This window comes from Pseudomonas sp. PA-5-4B (genome assembly GCF_021606215.1).
Lineage (GTDB): Bacteria > Pseudomonadota > Gammaproteobacteria > Pseudomonadales > Pseudomonadaceae > Aquipseudomonas > Aquipseudomonas edaphica.
The window spans coordinates 89,623-103,156 of sequence record NZ_WKDB01000017.1; the positions used below are offsets into that span (position 1 = coordinate 89,623).

The following is a 13,534-nucleotide window of genomic DNA, read 5'->3' on the forward strand; positions in this document are numbered from 1 at the left end:
TTGTTGCCCGACGCGCATTGCTCCGAGGCCGGTCGGGCGGCATAATGTAGCCCCTTTTTTCTGCCCCTACATGTGGAAGGTTCCCGTGACTCAGAAGCCCGACCAGTGTCTTGGTGAATGGATCGACCGTGAAGCACTCGCTGAAGCGATGATTCCGCTTATCGGTCAGCTGTACCGCAATAACAATGTGGTGAGCTCGATCTATGGCCGCAGCCTGATCAACCAGTCAGTCATCGCGATTCTCAAAGCCCATCGCTTTGCTCGCCATCGTTCTGCCGACGACAGCGAACTCTCCGTCCACGAAACATTCCCTCTGCTTAAAGCCATGAGCGAGCTCAAGCTCGGCGCGGCTTCGGTAGACCTGGGCAAGTTGGCTTACAAGTTCCGCAAAGAAGGTGCCGGCCGCAGCGCCGAGCAGTTCGTGCGTGAAGAAATGGCCGATGTGGTTGGCCAGCAAAACGCTGCAGCCCGCAAAGGCACCGACGTGGTGTTGTACGGCTTCGGTCGTATCGGCCGCCTGCTGGCGCGCATCCTGATCGAAAAAACCGGTGGCGGCGACGGCCTGCGCCTGCGTGCCATCGTGGTGCGTAAAGGCGCCGAGAACGACCTGACCAAGCGTGCCAGCCTGCTGCGCCGCGACTCGGTACATGGCCCGTTCAACGGCACCATCGTCATCGACGAAGAAAACAACACCATCACCGCCAACGGTAACCTGATCCAGGTGATCTACGCGAAGAACCCGGCCGAGGTGGATTACACCCAATACGGCATCAAGGACGCACTGCTGGTGGACAACACCGGTGTATGGCGTGATGCCGAAGGCCTGGGCCAGCACCTGGCCTGCCCAGGTATCGACCGCGTTGTACTGACTGCGCCTGGCAAGGGCAAGCTCAAGAACATCGTGCACGGTATCAACCACGGCGAAATCACCGCTGACGACAAGATCGTGTCCGCTGCTTCCTGCACCACCAACGCCATCGTGCCGGTGCTGAAGGCTGTGAATGACAAGTTCGGCATCGTGAATGGTCACGTTGAAACGGTTCACTCGTACACCAACGACCAGAACCTGATCGACAACTTCCACAAAGGCGATCGCCGCGGCCGTAGCGCCGCGTTGAACATGGTGATCACCGAGACCGGTGCCGCCACCGCTGCTGCCAAGGCCCTGCCTGAGCTGGCCGGCAAGCTGACCGGTAACGCTATCCGCGTACCGACGCCGAACGTGTCGATGGCCATTCTCAACCTGAACCTTGAGAAAGCCGCCACCCGCGAAGAGATGAACGAGTACCTGCGCTACATGGCGCTGCACTCCGACCTGCATAAGCAGATCGACTTCGTTAACTCGCAGGAAGTGGTGTCCACCGACTTCGTGGGCTCGCGCCACGCCGGTGTGGTCGACGCTGAAGCGACCATTACCCAGGACAACCGCGTTGTGCTGTACGTGTGGTACGACAACGAGTTCGGCTACAGCTGCCAGGTGGTTCGTGTGATGGAAGACATGGCCGGGGTTAACCCGCCAGCATTCCCGCGCTAAGCCTTTGCGGTAAATGAAAAAGCCCCGACTGGTTCGGGGCTTTTTTGTGGCTGTTGGTTTTGTGGTGAATATCAGGGCCTCATCGCAGGCAAGCCAGCTCCCACATTTCGACTTGTGAACACCGTCAAATGTGGGAGCTGGCTTGCCTGCGATAGCGGTCTATCAGGCGCCGCCAACCACCGAAGCCTGCGCCGTCCGCAATTCATGCCGATTGCCTTTAAACAGCACCAACGTCGCAATCAGCCCCAACACCGCCGCACCACTGAGCCAAATCCCTGGCGCCGCCTTGTTATCCAGCACATGGATCAGGTAAGTACAGGCCGCCGGCGTAAACCCACCGAAGGTCGCCGTTGCCAGGCTATAAGCCAGCGAGAATCCAGTGGTGCGCACTTCAATCGGCATGATCTCGGTAAGCGCCACCACCATCGCCCCGTTGTACGAGCCATACAGGAACGACAACCACAACAGCACGATCAGCAGATGGCTGAAACTCGGATTCGCCACCAGCCACGACAGCGCCGGATACGCTGTGAGAATTGCCAGAATCGTCGCACCCAGCAGCAAGGGTTTGCGCCCGATCTTGTCGGACACCGCGCCCATCACCGGCAGCCAGATAAAGTTGGAGATGCCCACGCACACCGTCACCAGCAATGCGTCGAAGTCAGACAGGTGCAGTTCGGCCTTGCCGAAGGTCGGGGTGTAAGCGGTAATGAGGTAGAACGACACGGTGGTCATCACCACCAGCGCCATGCCGGCGATGACGATGCCAAAGTTCTGGCCGATCGAACGCACGATTTCCTGCAGGGTAGGGCGGTGTTTACGTGCCTGGAACTCTGGGGTTTCCTCCAGCGAACGGCGAATCACGAAGATCACCGGCACGATCAGGCAGCCGATCAGGAACGGCACGCGCCAGCCCCAGTCGCCCATCTCTTCCGGGCTGAGCCAGTGGTTGAGGCCCACGCCGAGCAAACCGGCGAACACCACCGCAGCCTGCTGGCTGGCGGACTGCCAACTGACGAAAAAGCCCTTGCGGCCCGGTGTGGCGATTTCTGCCAGGTACACCGACACACCGCCCAGCTCGACGCCGGCAGAGAAACCCTGAAGCAGTCGACCGAACAGCACGATCAGCGGCGCGGCCACACCCAATGTGGCGTAGCCGGGCACACAGGCAATCAGGATGGTGCCGGCGGCCATCAAGGCCAGCGTGATGACCAGGCCCTTTTTGCGGCCGTGGCGGTCGATATAGGCGCCAAGGAAGATTGCGCCCAGTGGCCGCATCAGGAAACCGGCGCCGAAGGTCGCAAGCGATAGCATCAACGAGGCAAACGCGCTGTCGCTGGGAAAGAAGGTCTTGGCAATGGCCGTGGCGTAGAAGCCGTAGACCATGAAGTCGAACATCTCGAGGAAGTTGCCGCTGACAACGCGAAAAATCGCTTTGCCTTTGCCCGTGGTAGTGGACATGTCATGCACTCATGTTGGCTGTCTTATTAGTGATCCCTGGTCATTACTCGTCCTTGCTGCAGTTTTGTAACCATATGTGTATTGGCCATTACCGGCAATAAAAATTGATAGCAAGCATGACTAAATGCGCAGTTGTCGAGGGCGATGAAAATCAAATGTGGGAGCTGGCTTGCCTGCGATAGCGGTGTGTCAGTCCGCAAATGGATGGCTGACCCACCGCTATCGCAGGCAAGCCAGCTCCCACAGGGTTCTTTGGTGTTTTTGGGGGCGTTGGTTAGTTCAGGAGGGCGTTGCGCAGGCTGTCCGACAGGCCTTTCGGCGCGAGCCAGATACCGAGGTAGGCTTTCGCCAATTCATCATCGCGACTGCTGAACACCACTTGCTCATTGATCTCCAGGCTCAGCCCACGCCCAGGACGAAAATCCAGGGCGTAACGGTCACCGCTGCGAATGTTGCGGAAACTGGCGTGCAGTTGGTCCAGCTCAGGCTTCAGGCGGGCGAGGGTTGCAGCGGATTGCTGACGTTCAAGGGTAGCCGTAGCGGCCTTGATCACATCATTGCGGTCGATGTCGCGAAAGTAATACAGCGCCAGGCGCACAGCCTTTCGCTGGTCCCAGGCCTGTCTGGCGTTGACGTCTGCCGGGGCATACAGCGCTGCCGCGTACACATCCGCCCAGAGATACACCAGCACTGCCTGGTTTTTCAGCACCAGCTCATGCGTTTGCGCAGCAAAACCGGCTTGCTTAAGCCGACTCGCTTCACTGGCGTGCGCCGTCAGCGAAAAAATCATCATTAAACAGAAAACCACATGCCGCATAATGGCCCCGCCTGCGAAGGTGCGTGTCAGCAGTGTAATGCCAGTTTGCAGTTCCTGTAGTAAAGGCAAGACTGGCCTACGACGCGACCAAGGGTTAATGTGCGCGGCGTTGAGCCTTATATAGACTGTGCCCCGGCTCACACACTTGAGCCAAAAATTTCCTTCATGCCCGCTGGCCGCGGCATGATTTAGCCAGGCGTCCAACCGTACGCCTGGCCTGTTCTGAGGAGTACGCATGGCTGTCTACAACTACGACGTGGTGGTACTGGGTTCCGGCCCGGCTGGAGAAGGTGCGGCAATGAACGCCGCCAAAGCGGGGCGCAAGGTGGCGATGGTCGATAGCCGTCGCCAGGTCGGCGGTAACTGCACCCACCTGGGTACCATCCCGTCCAAGGCCTTGCGTCACTCGGTGCGCCAGATCATGCAGTTCAACACCAACCCGATGTTCCGGGCCATTGGTGAGCCGCGCTGGTTCTCGTTCCCGGACGTGCTTAAAAGCGCCGAGAAAGTCATCTCCAAGCAAGTTGCGTCTCGCACGGGTTACTACGCCCGTAACCGCGTCGACCTGTTTTTTGGCACCGGCAGTTTCGCCGACGAGCAAACCGTCGAAGTGGTCTGCGCCAATGGCGTGGTCGAGAAGCTGGTGGCCAAGCACATCATCATCGCCACCGGTTCGCGCCCGTATCGCCCAGCCGATATCGATTTCCACCACCCGCGTATCTACGATAGCGACACCATCCTGAGCCTGGGCCACACCCCGCGCAAACTGATCATCTATGGCGCCGGCGTGATCGGCTGTGAATACGCCTCGATCTTCAGTGGCCTGGGTGTGCTGGTGGAGCTGGTCGACAACCGTGACCAGTTGCTGAGCTTCCTCGACTCGGAAATCTCCCAGGCGTTGAGCTACCACTTCAGCAACAACAACATCACCGTGCGCCACAACGAAGAGTACGAGCGGGTCGAAGGCCTGGATAACGGGGTGATTTTGCACCTCAAGTCCGGCAAGAAGATCAAGGCCGACGCCTTGCTGTGGTGCAACGGTCGTACCGGCAACACCGACAAGCTGGGCATGGAAAACATCGGGGTCAAGGTCAACAGCCGTGGCCAGATCGAAGTGGATGAGAATTACCGCACCTGCGTACCGAACATCTACGGTGCCGGTGACGTGATCGGCTGGCCGAGCCTGGCCAGTGCTGCGCATGACCAGGGCCGTTCGGCCGCTGGCAGCATCGTCGACAATGGCAGCTGGCGTTATGTGAACGACGTGCCGACCGGGATCTACACGATTCCCGAGATCAGCTCGATCGGCAAGAACGAACACGAACTGACCAAGGCCAAGGTGCCTTATGAAGTCGGCAAGGCGTTCTTCAAGAGCATGGCGCGTGCGCAGATCGCCGGTGAGCCGCAAGGCATGCTGAAGATCCTGTTCCACCGTGAAACCCTTGAGGTTCTCGGCGTGCATTGCTTCGGCTACCAGGCCTCCGAGATCGTGCACATCGGCCAGGCGATCATGAGCCAACCGGGTGAGCAAAATACCCTCAAGTATTTCGTAAACACCACGTTCAACTACCCGACCATGGCCGAAGCCTATCGGGTAGCGGCCTACGACGGCCTCAACCGGCTTTTTTGAGCGGCTCCGGCCGGTGGCCTGAGCCGGCCGGGGAGACCGATTTCAGTAATTCTCGAGGGTGGCAGTGGCCAAACCGGGAAAGTCTGTAATCAGGCTATCTACGCCGAAGTCGGCGAGCCTGCGCATCAGCGCAGGTTCGTTGACCGTCCACACGGACACGTGCAAACCCTGACGCTGGGCTTTTTCCAGGCGCTCGGGGGTGCACAACGTCCAGTTCAACGCCAAGTACTCACAGCCGTAGTTCTGCGCGACCTTCAACGGGTCGAGCCAGGCGTATTCGGCCACCAGGCCGCGTGACAGGTCCGGGGTGAGCTCCACCGCCGCTTTTAATACTTCCCGAGAACTTGAGGTCACGGTGACCTTGTCCATCAGGCCATGCCGCACGGCCATCTCGCGGATCGCCAGCACAGTGGTCGCGGCGCGGGTGCGCGAGGCACTTTTGACTTCCAGCTGCCAGTGATCGAAGTCGCACTGTTCGAACAGTTCGTCCAGGCGGGGAATCGGGCACGGTTTGACCCAGCCTGGGCCACCTTTGCGCGCGTCCATCTTTACCAGGTCGGCGGCTGAATATTCGACGACCTTGCCGCGCCGGTCGGCGGTGCGCTTGAGGGTCGGGTCGTGGATCACCATCAACTCGCCGTCCATGGACAGGTGCAAGTCCAGTTCGCAACGGCGTACACCGTGCTTGAGGCACTCCTGAAAGCTGGTCAGGGTGTTTTCCGGTGCTTCGCCTTTGGCACCGCGGTGGCCGTAAATCAGGGTCACAGTTGCTCCTTTGCGCCAGATAGGCTGGCGTGTTCAATACGTATTCAGAGGTCGTCGCTTTGTTCCCGGGCCAGACGGCGTTCCTGTGCCTGTTTCTGCAGGATATAGCGCGCCAGCAACTGGCGTTGGGCGTCGGTCATGGATTCGAACTCCGTGCCCACGTCAAAACCATCGCCTTTGGGCTCGCAATGCGTCACGCGTGCGCGCAGCAGCAGGCCGAGCGCCTGGGGCATCAGCACCAGCTTGACCGCCAGGTGCGCGCCGGGCGCCAGCGGCGTGGGGTACTGGAAGTCGATGCCGCCTTCGGAGATGATCACCGGCTGCGGTGCGCCGACTTCGTCCAACAGACCACGGGCCATGATCTGGCTGAGCAGGTCCACGCGTTTGTTCTGGACTTTGAGAAAGGCCGCCAGGCTGCGATCTTTCTCGCTGATCTGGCGCAGCAGGTGCTGGGCTTCGAATTCGCTGAGGTGCAGTTCGCTGAGCAGATTGAACAGCGGGGAATCATCCAGCAACACTTCCTTGCTCGCCGCTTCCGGGGCAGGCAGTGTGCTGATTTGAAGTGCGATCATGTCGTCGATACGGTAGTATTCGCGGCGTTCTTCTTCATCTAATGTCGACATGGCGAACCCCAGGTAACGGTAATGGTCAGAGTGTAAAGCTGCTTACCAGACCCCGCCACCGGGACGTCTTCTTTTCCTCCGAACAAGCCCCGACATGTTCAGACCTCTCTTCGTATTTATCGGCACGCGTTATACCCGTGCAAAGCGCCGCAATCATTTTGTGTCGTTCATTTCCCTGACCTCGATGATCGGGCTCGCCTTGGGCGTGGTCGTGATGATCGTGGTGCTGTCGGTGATGAACGGCTTCGATCATGAGATGCGCACCCGCGTGCTGGGCATGGTGCCCCACGCGACCATCGAGTCCGATGAACCCATCAACGACTGGCAAAGCCTGGCCTCCAAGGTCAAGCAGAACCCCAAGGTGGTGGCCGTTGCGCCCTTTACCCAGATGCAGGGCCTGCTGACCAACGACGGCAAGGTGCAGAAGATCCTGCTCAATGGCGTCGACCCGGCCCAGGAACGTAACGTGTCGATCATCGACAAGTTTATGTTGCAGGGCAAACTCGACGACCTGGCGCCCGGCAGCTTCGGCATCGTGATCGGCGACAAGGCCGCGGCCAAGCTCGGCGTGGGCATCGGCGACAAGCTGACCTTCGTCGCGCCGGAAGTCACCGTGACCCCGGCCGGCATGTTTCCGCGCATGAAGCGCTTTACCGTGGTCGGCACCTTCCACGTCGGCGCCGGCGAAATCGACGGCTACCTGGGGCTTACCAACCTCACTGACCTGGCGCGCCTGCATCGCTGGCAGCCGGATCAGGTGCAGGGCCTGCGCCTCAAGTTCAACGACCTGTTCGATGCGCCGCGCGGCGCCTGGGAAATCGCCCAGCACCTGGGCGACTCGCAGTACTACGCCCGTGACTGGACCCGCACCCACGGCAACCTCTACCAGGCCATCCGCATGGAAAAAGCCATGATTGGCCTGCTGTTGCTGCTGATCGTCGCCGTGGCTGCGTTCAACATCATCTCCACGCTGGTGATGGTGGTGAACGACAAGAAGGGCGATATCGCCATCCTGCGTACCCTTGGCGCCACGCCGGGCCAGATCATGGCGATCTTCATGGTGCAGGGCACCGTGATCGGTGTGGTCGGCACCTTGATCGGCACCGCCGTCGGCATTCTGGCCGCGCTGAACGTCAGCGCCGCCATTGCCGCGCTGGAAAAAGTCATCGGCCACAAGTTTCTCAACGCTGACGTCTACTTCATCGACTACTTGCCGTCCCAGGTTCAGGCCCAGGACGTGTTGATGGTGGGCGGCGCCGCGTTGCTATTGAGTTTCCTTGCCACCCTGTATCCAGCCTGGCGCGCGGCACGCACCCAGCCAGCACAGGCCTTACGTTATGAGTGAATCGGGCATGAGTGAAAAAGCTATCTTGAGCTGCCGCAACCTGGGCAAATCCTACGAGGAAGGCCCGGAGTCGGTAGTGGTGTTGTCCAACCTGCAGCTGGAACTGCACCCGGGCGAGCGCGTGGCGATCGTCGGCAGTTCCGGTTCCGGCAAAAGTACCTTGCTCAACCTGTTGGGCGGCCTGGATACGCCTTCCGAGGGCAGCGTGTGGCTGGCCGGCGAAGAACTGTCGGCACTGGGTGAAAAAGCCCGTGGCCAACTGCGCAACCGTTCGCTCGGTTTTGTGTACCAGTTCCACCACCTGCTGCCGGAATTCACCGCACTGGAAAACGTGTGCATGCCGCTGCTGATCGGCAAGACCGCGATCCCGGAAGCCCGCCAGCGCGCCAAGGCACTGCTGGAGCGCGTCGGCCTCGGCCATCGCCTGGAGCACAAACCGGCGGAACTGTCCGGCGGGGAGCGCCAGCGTGTGGCCATCGCCCGTGCCCTGGTGAACAACCCAGGCCTGGTGATGCTCGATGAGCCGACCGGCAACCTCGACTCGCACACCGCGCAAGGCATCAAGGACTTGATGCTGGAACTGAGCACCCAGATGCGCACCGCGTTCCTGGTGGTCACCCATGACATGAGCATGGCCCGCCAGATGGACCGCGTGTTGCACCTGCAGGAAGGTCATCTGGTCGCCATCTGACCCGTTTCAAGCCTGGCTTTTTTAAGCCAGGCTTTTTCATTTTTTTAAACGGTGCCCGCGAATGTTCAGACCGTTATCGATTTTTATCGGCACGCGCTATACCCGCGCCAAGCGCCGCAACCGTTTTGTCTCGTTTATCTCGATGACCTCGATGATCGGCCTCGCCCTGGGCGTGCTGGCGATGATCGTGGTGCTGTCGGTAATGAACGGCTTCCAGCGTGAAATGAGCACGCGCATCCTCGGCATGGTGCCCCACGCCACTATCGTCGGTGTAAACCCGATTGATAACTGGCAGCCCGTGGCCGCCGCCGCGCTGAAGAACCCCGAGGTCACCGCTGCGGTGCCGTTCACACAGATGGACGGCATGTTCTCCTACAAGGGCGCGATGCAGCCGATCGAGATCAGCGGCGTTGACCCGGCCCAGGAAGGCAAGGTGTCGATCGTTGCCCAGCATATCGTGCGCGGCAAACTCGAAAACCTGAAGGCCGGCGAGTTCGGCGTAGTGATCGGCGACATCACCGCTCGGCGCTTTCGCCTGAATGTGGGCGACAAGCTGACCCTGATCGTGCCGGAAATCAGCACGGCCGCACCGGGTGGCATCACCCCGCGCATGCAGCGCTTGAACGTGGTCGGTATCTTCAAGGTCGGTGCCGAGCTGGATGGCTCCATGGCCCTGATCAACATGGCCGACGCCGCCGAGATCCAGCATTGGCAGCCGAACCAGGTGCAAAGCGTGCGCCTGGCGGTAAAAGACTTGTACGCGGCCCCCAAGGTTTCGGCCGACATTGCCGCGAGCCTCGGCGCCGACTACAAGCCGGATGACTGGACCCACACCCAGGGCAGCCTGTTCAGTGCAATGAAGATGGAAAAGACCATGATCGGCTTGCTGTTGCTGATGATCGTCGCCGTCGCTGCGTTCAACATCATCGCCACCCTGATCATGGTGGTGAACGACAAAGGCGCGGACATCGCGATTTTGCGCACCATCGGCGCCACGCCACGGCAGATCATGGCGATCTTCATGGTGCAGGGCACGGTGATTGGTATTGTCGGCACCCTGATCGGCGGCGTGCTGGGTGTGATTGCGGCGCTGAACGTGAGTGAACTGGTGGGCTGGCTGGAGCGCGTGACCGGGCAGCATATCTTCAGTTCGGACGTGTACTTCGTCAGCAACCTGCCTTCCGAGCTGCAAGGCGGCGATGTGCTGCTGATTTGCACGGCCGGGTTTGTGTTGAGCTTTATGGCGACGATTTACCCGGCGTATCGGGCGGCGAAGATTGAGCCGGCGCATGCCCTCAGGTATTCGTAAACGCTAAGACCGCTATCGCAGGCAAGCCAGCTCCCACATTTTGATGTGTGAATACATTCGAATGTGGGAGCTGGCTTGCCTGCGATAGGGCCGGCCCAGCTTGCATCAATCCCCCTTGGGCAACTCAATCACAAACCTGGTCCACCCGGCTTCAGATTCACAATAAATCCTCCCTCCATGCGCCCGCACAATCGACTGGGTAATCGCCAACCCCAGCCCCGCATGTTCACTGCTGCCTTCACGGCGCGCGGGGTCTGCCCGATAGAACCGATCAAACAATTTAGGTAACAAAGCCGCTGGAATACCTTCCCCGGTATTGGCCACAGTCAGCGTCACAGCCTGTGCGCTTTCCATAATCCGCACCCGCACCTCGCCACCCACCGGGGTAAACCGCAGCGCGTTATCCAGCAAGTTCGACACGGCCCGGCGCAACATACCGCGATCGCCCGCCGTTTGAGCCGTGCCTTCGCACACCAGATTGACCTGCGCGTCTTCGGCCAACAGCGCAAAAAACTCCAGCAACGCCTCCACTTCATCGTGCAGCGCCAGCGCTTCGCGCTTGGGCATCAGCAGGCCATGGTCGGCTTTGGCCAGGTACAACATGTCATTCACCAATTGCGCCATCCACTGCAACTCCTCCAGGTTGCTGTGCAGCGCCTCGCGGTAGTCCTCCAGCGGGCGCGGCTGGGTGAGGATCACCTGGGTTTGAGTCAGCAGGTTCGACAGGGGCGTGCGCAGTTCATGGGCGATATCGGCGGAGAAAGACGAGAGGCGCTGGAACGCGTCGTCGAGCCGTCCCAGCATCGCGTTAAACGCTTGGGCGAGTTCGGCCAGTTCCACCGGCATTTGCGCCTGGGGCAATCGTTGGGTCAGGGAGTGGGCCGACACGCCGGCGGCCACTTCACTCATGCGCCGTAACGGCCGCAGCCCGCTGCGCGCTGCCCATGCGCCGAGCAGCGCGGTGGCCAGGGCGGACAAGCCGACCGTGAGCCAGATCAACCGCTGCATGCGTTGCAGAAAGTGCTGGTGGTGCGTGATGTCGAGGATCAGCGACAGTTGCGGCGAGCCGGGTTGGCCCGCCAGCAACGGCGCGTTGTACACGCGGTAGTCGGTGCCCGCGTTTTGCAGGCTGTGCAGGCCGGGTGCTGCGGGCAGCGTGACGCTCGGCGCGCCATCAAACCAGCGTTGGCCGGCGGCGCTGATGCGCAAGGCGAGGTCCGGCTGGCGGCTGAGTTCGGCACGCAGTTGCGCTTCTCGCGGGGTGAAGGACGCCAGTGAGTCGACACCCTGCAAGGTGCTGCGCAGCGCGATCAGTTTGCCGTCGAGTTGCTGCTGGTCCAGCTCGATAAAGTGCGCTTCGCTGGCCTGGTTGAACAACACGCCAGCGATGAGCGAGACCACCGCCGTACAGCCGGCAAACAACAATGCCAGACGGCTGGCCAGGGACAGGCGCGCAATCAATTGCACCGTTCCTCCAGCACATAGCCCATGCCGCGCACGGTGTGGATCAGCTTGGTGGGGAAGTTGTCGTCGACTTTAAGGCGCAAGCGGCGGATCGCCACTTCGATGATATTGGTGTCACTGTCGAAATTCATGTCCCACACCTGGGAGGCAATCAGGCTCTTGGGCAGCACTTCGCCCTGGCGGCGCAGCAGCAGTTCGAGCAGGGCGAACTCCTTGGCGGTGAGGTCGATACGCTGGCCGCCGCGCTCGACGCGGCGGCGGATCAGGTCCAGGCGCAGGTCGGCCAGTTGCAGCGTGGTTTCCTGCGGGGTGCTGCTGCCACGGCGCAACAGGCTGCGCACCCGCGCCAGCAATTCGGAAAAGGCGAAAGGCTTGACCAGGTAATCGTCGGCGCCCAGCTCAAGGCCGTGCACACGGTCTTCCACGGCGTCGCGGGCGGTGAGGAACAACACCGGGATTTCCAGGCCGGCACTGCGCACGGCGTGCAGAATTTGCCAGCCGTCGCGGCCGGGCAGCATCACGTCGAGGATCAGCAGATCGTAATCGCCGGTCAGGGCCAAATGCTGCCCACTCGTGCCGTCGGCCACCAACTCGGTGGTAAAGCCAGCCTCGGTCAGGCCCTGGCGCAGGTAGTGGCCGGTTTTCGGTTGGTCTTCAACGATCAGCAGTTTCATGGGCAACTCGTGGCGACAGGTGGCGATGGGCTTTATACCGTGGGCGGCAGCGTCAGGGCGTAACCTGACAAAGTTGTAATCTAGCAGTCAGCTGGCTGGCAGCAGAGCCATCTTAAAGTGCTGACCAAGCTGGACACACTTTTTGGAGAAGCGTCATGGCGTTGCGTACACCTCTGTTATTGGCGGGCTGTTTGTTGGCATTGAGCGTTAATGCAATGGCTGATGAGGCTCACACCTACGCGTTTGGTCACCCGGCACCGGCCGATAAAGCCACGCGCACCGTGGAAGTAACCCTGCAGGACATTTCCTTTTCACCCAAGGCTCTGGATGTAAAAGCCGGTGAGACCGTTCGCTTTGTGCTGGTCAACAAAGGCCAGTTGCTGCACGAGTTCAACCTGGGTGATGCGGCGATGCACGCCAAACACCAAAAAGAAATGCTCAAGATGCAGGCCAGCGGCATGCTCACGGCCACCGGCATGGGCAAGATGGACCACGCCGCCATGGGGCATGGCGATATGGGCGAGATGGGTGGCATGAAGCATGACGATCCCAACAGCGTGCTGGTGGAACCGGGCAAGACCGCCGAGCTGACCTGGACCTTCAACAAGGCCACCGGTCTTGAGTTTGCCTGCAACATTCCGGGGCATTATCAGGCGGGCATGGTCGGCAAGCTGACCGTTGAGTGAGGCGATTCTTAAGGGCGGGAGCAAAGGCTGGTAGACTGGCGCGGTTTATTTAGCCAGGTTTCCGCCATGCATCCCGCAGCCGAACATTCGCCGCTGGGCAAGTCCAGTGAATACATCTCTACCTACACGCCGTCGTTGCTGTTCCCGATCCCTCGCGCCGCCAAATGGGCCGAGCTGGGCCTGACTGCCGAAACCCTGCCTTATAAGGGCGTGGATTTCTGGAACTGCTTCGAACTGTCGTGGCTGCTGCCATCCGGCAAGCCGGTGGTGGCCATCGGTGAATTCAGCATCCCGGCCGAGTCGCCGAACATCATCGAGTCCAAATCTTTCAAGCTGTACCTCAACTCGCTGAACCAGACCGCGTTTGCCGACACGCAAAGCCTGGAAGCCACCTTGCGCACCGACCTCAGCGCCGCCGCCGGCCTGCCTGTGAGTGTGCGCATCCGCAGCCTGGCCGAGGTTGAGGCCGAAGGCGTGATGGCGTTGCCGGGGGCGTGCATCGACGAGCTGGATATCAGTGTCAGCAACTACGAGC

12 protein-coding genes and 1 pseudogene are annotated in these 13,534 nt (G+C 60.6%); 7 read left to right on the plus strand and 6 right to left on the minus strand.

What is annotated here, in order from left to right; all coding sequences use genetic code 11:
• The first annotated feature begins 70 nt into the window (after nt 1-70).
• Nucleotides 71-1,534, plus strand: a complete 1,464-nt coding sequence (locus GIW28_RS10995) for a glyceraldehyde-3-phosphate dehydrogenase (RefSeq protein WP_017137429.1) — start codon at nt 71-73, stop codon at nt 1,532-1,534.
• Between the two features lie 162 nt (nt 1,535-1,696).
• Here the strand turns inward: GIW28_RS10995 and GIW28_RS11000 are convergent, their stop codons facing one another.
• Together GIW28_RS11000 and GIW28_RS11005 are read right to left on the minus strand one after the other, a co-directional pair.
• On the minus strand, nt 1,697-2,995 hold the full coding sequence (locus GIW28_RS11000) for an MFS transporter (RefSeq protein WP_017137430.1): 1,299 nt from the start codon (nt 2,993-2,995) through the stop codon (nt 1,697-1,699).
• 274 nt (nt 2,996-3,269) lie between these two features.
• Nucleotides 3,270-3,812, minus strand: a complete 543-nt coding sequence (locus GIW28_RS11005; RefSeq protein ID WP_236447063.1) for a chalcone isomerase family protein — start codon at nt 3,810-3,812, stop codon at nt 3,270-3,272.
• A gap of 235 nt (nt 3,813-4,047) precedes the next feature.
• Here GIW28_RS11005 and sthA point away from each other — a divergent pair, with 235 nt between their 5' ends.
• Nucleotides 4,048-5,442 (plus strand): Si-specific NAD(P)(+) transhydrogenase, encoded by a 1,395-nt coding sequence (gene sthA / locus GIW28_RS11010; protein WP_017137432.1) that lies wholly within the window; start codon nt 4,048-4,050, stop codon nt 5,440-5,442.
• A 42-nt stretch (nt 5,443-5,484) separates the two neighbouring features.
• On the opposite strand, the gene GIW28_RS11015 is transcribed toward sthA, so the two are convergent.
• Nucleotides 5,485-6,207, minus strand: a complete 723-nt coding sequence (locus GIW28_RS11015) for a glycerophosphodiester phosphodiesterase (RefSeq protein ID WP_236447064.1) — start codon at nt 6,205-6,207, stop codon at nt 5,485-5,487.
• Nucleotides 6,208-6,251: 44 nt separating this feature from the next.
• Nucleotides 6,252-6,830: a PilZ domain-containing protein gene (locus GIW28_RS11020; RefSeq protein WP_236447065.1), complete on the minus strand. Its 579-nt coding sequence runs from the start codon at nt 6,828-6,830 to the stop codon at nt 6,252-6,254.
• 94 nt (nt 6,831-6,924) lie between these two features.
• On the opposite strand from GIW28_RS11020, the gene GIW28_RS11025 reads away from it, so the two are divergent.
• The 3 genes from GIW28_RS11025 to GIW28_RS11035 all read left to right on the plus strand — a co-directional run bounded on the left by GIW28_RS11025 (nt 6,925) and on the right by GIW28_RS11035 (nt 10,175).
• A complete protein-coding gene (locus GIW28_RS11025; RefSeq protein WP_099548679.1) occupies nt 6,925-8,175 on the plus strand; it encodes a lipoprotein-releasing ABC transporter permease subunit in 1,251 nt (416 codons plus the stop codon).
• A 7-nt stretch (nt 8,176-8,182) separates the two neighbouring features.
• Entirely contained in the window at nt 8,183-8,866 is a 684-nt protein-coding gene (lolD, locus tag GIW28_RS11030; protein ID WP_020372695.1) for a lipoprotein-releasing ABC transporter ATP-binding protein LolD, read from the plus strand.
• 61 nt (nt 8,867-8,927) lie between these two features.
• Nucleotides 8,928-10,175, plus strand: coding sequence for a lipoprotein-releasing ABC transporter permease subunit (locus GIW28_RS11035; RefSeq protein ID WP_236447066.1), 1,248 nt, complete (start codon nt 8,928-8,930; stop codon nt 10,173-10,175).
• A 105-nt stretch (nt 10,176-10,280) separates the two neighbouring features.
• Here the strand turns inward: GIW28_RS11035 and GIW28_RS11040 are convergent, their stop codons facing one another.
• Together GIW28_RS11040 and GIW28_RS11045 are read right to left on the minus strand one after the other, a co-directional pair.
• Complete coding sequence (locus GIW28_RS11040) at nt 10,281-11,636, minus strand: heavy metal sensor histidine kinase (protein ID WP_177032819.1); 1,356 nt, start codon at nt 11,634-11,636, stop codon at nt 10,281-10,283.
• The gene (locus GIW28_RS11045; protein WP_169985568.1) at nt 11,633-12,313 is read right to left on the minus strand and encodes a heavy metal response regulator transcription factor; all 681 of its coding nucleotides are present in this window, start codon (nt 12,311-12,313) and stop codon (nt 11,633-11,635) included. Before GIW28_RS11045 ends, GIW28_RS11040 begins: the two co-directional genes overlap by 4 nt.
• A gap of 155 nt (nt 12,314-12,468) precedes the next feature.
• Between GIW28_RS11045 and copI the strand changes: the two genes are divergently transcribed.
• Complete coding sequence (gene copI / locus GIW28_RS11050) at nt 12,469-12,999, plus strand: copper-resistant cuproprotein CopI (RefSeq protein ID WP_236447067.1); 531 nt, start codon at nt 12,469-12,471, stop codon at nt 12,997-12,999.
• 66 nt (nt 13,000-13,065) lie between these two features.
• Nucleotides 13,066-13,534 (plus strand): annotated as a pseudogene (locus GIW28_RS11055) (NADPH-dependent 7-cyano-7-deazaguanine reductase QueF); the annotation flags it as partial.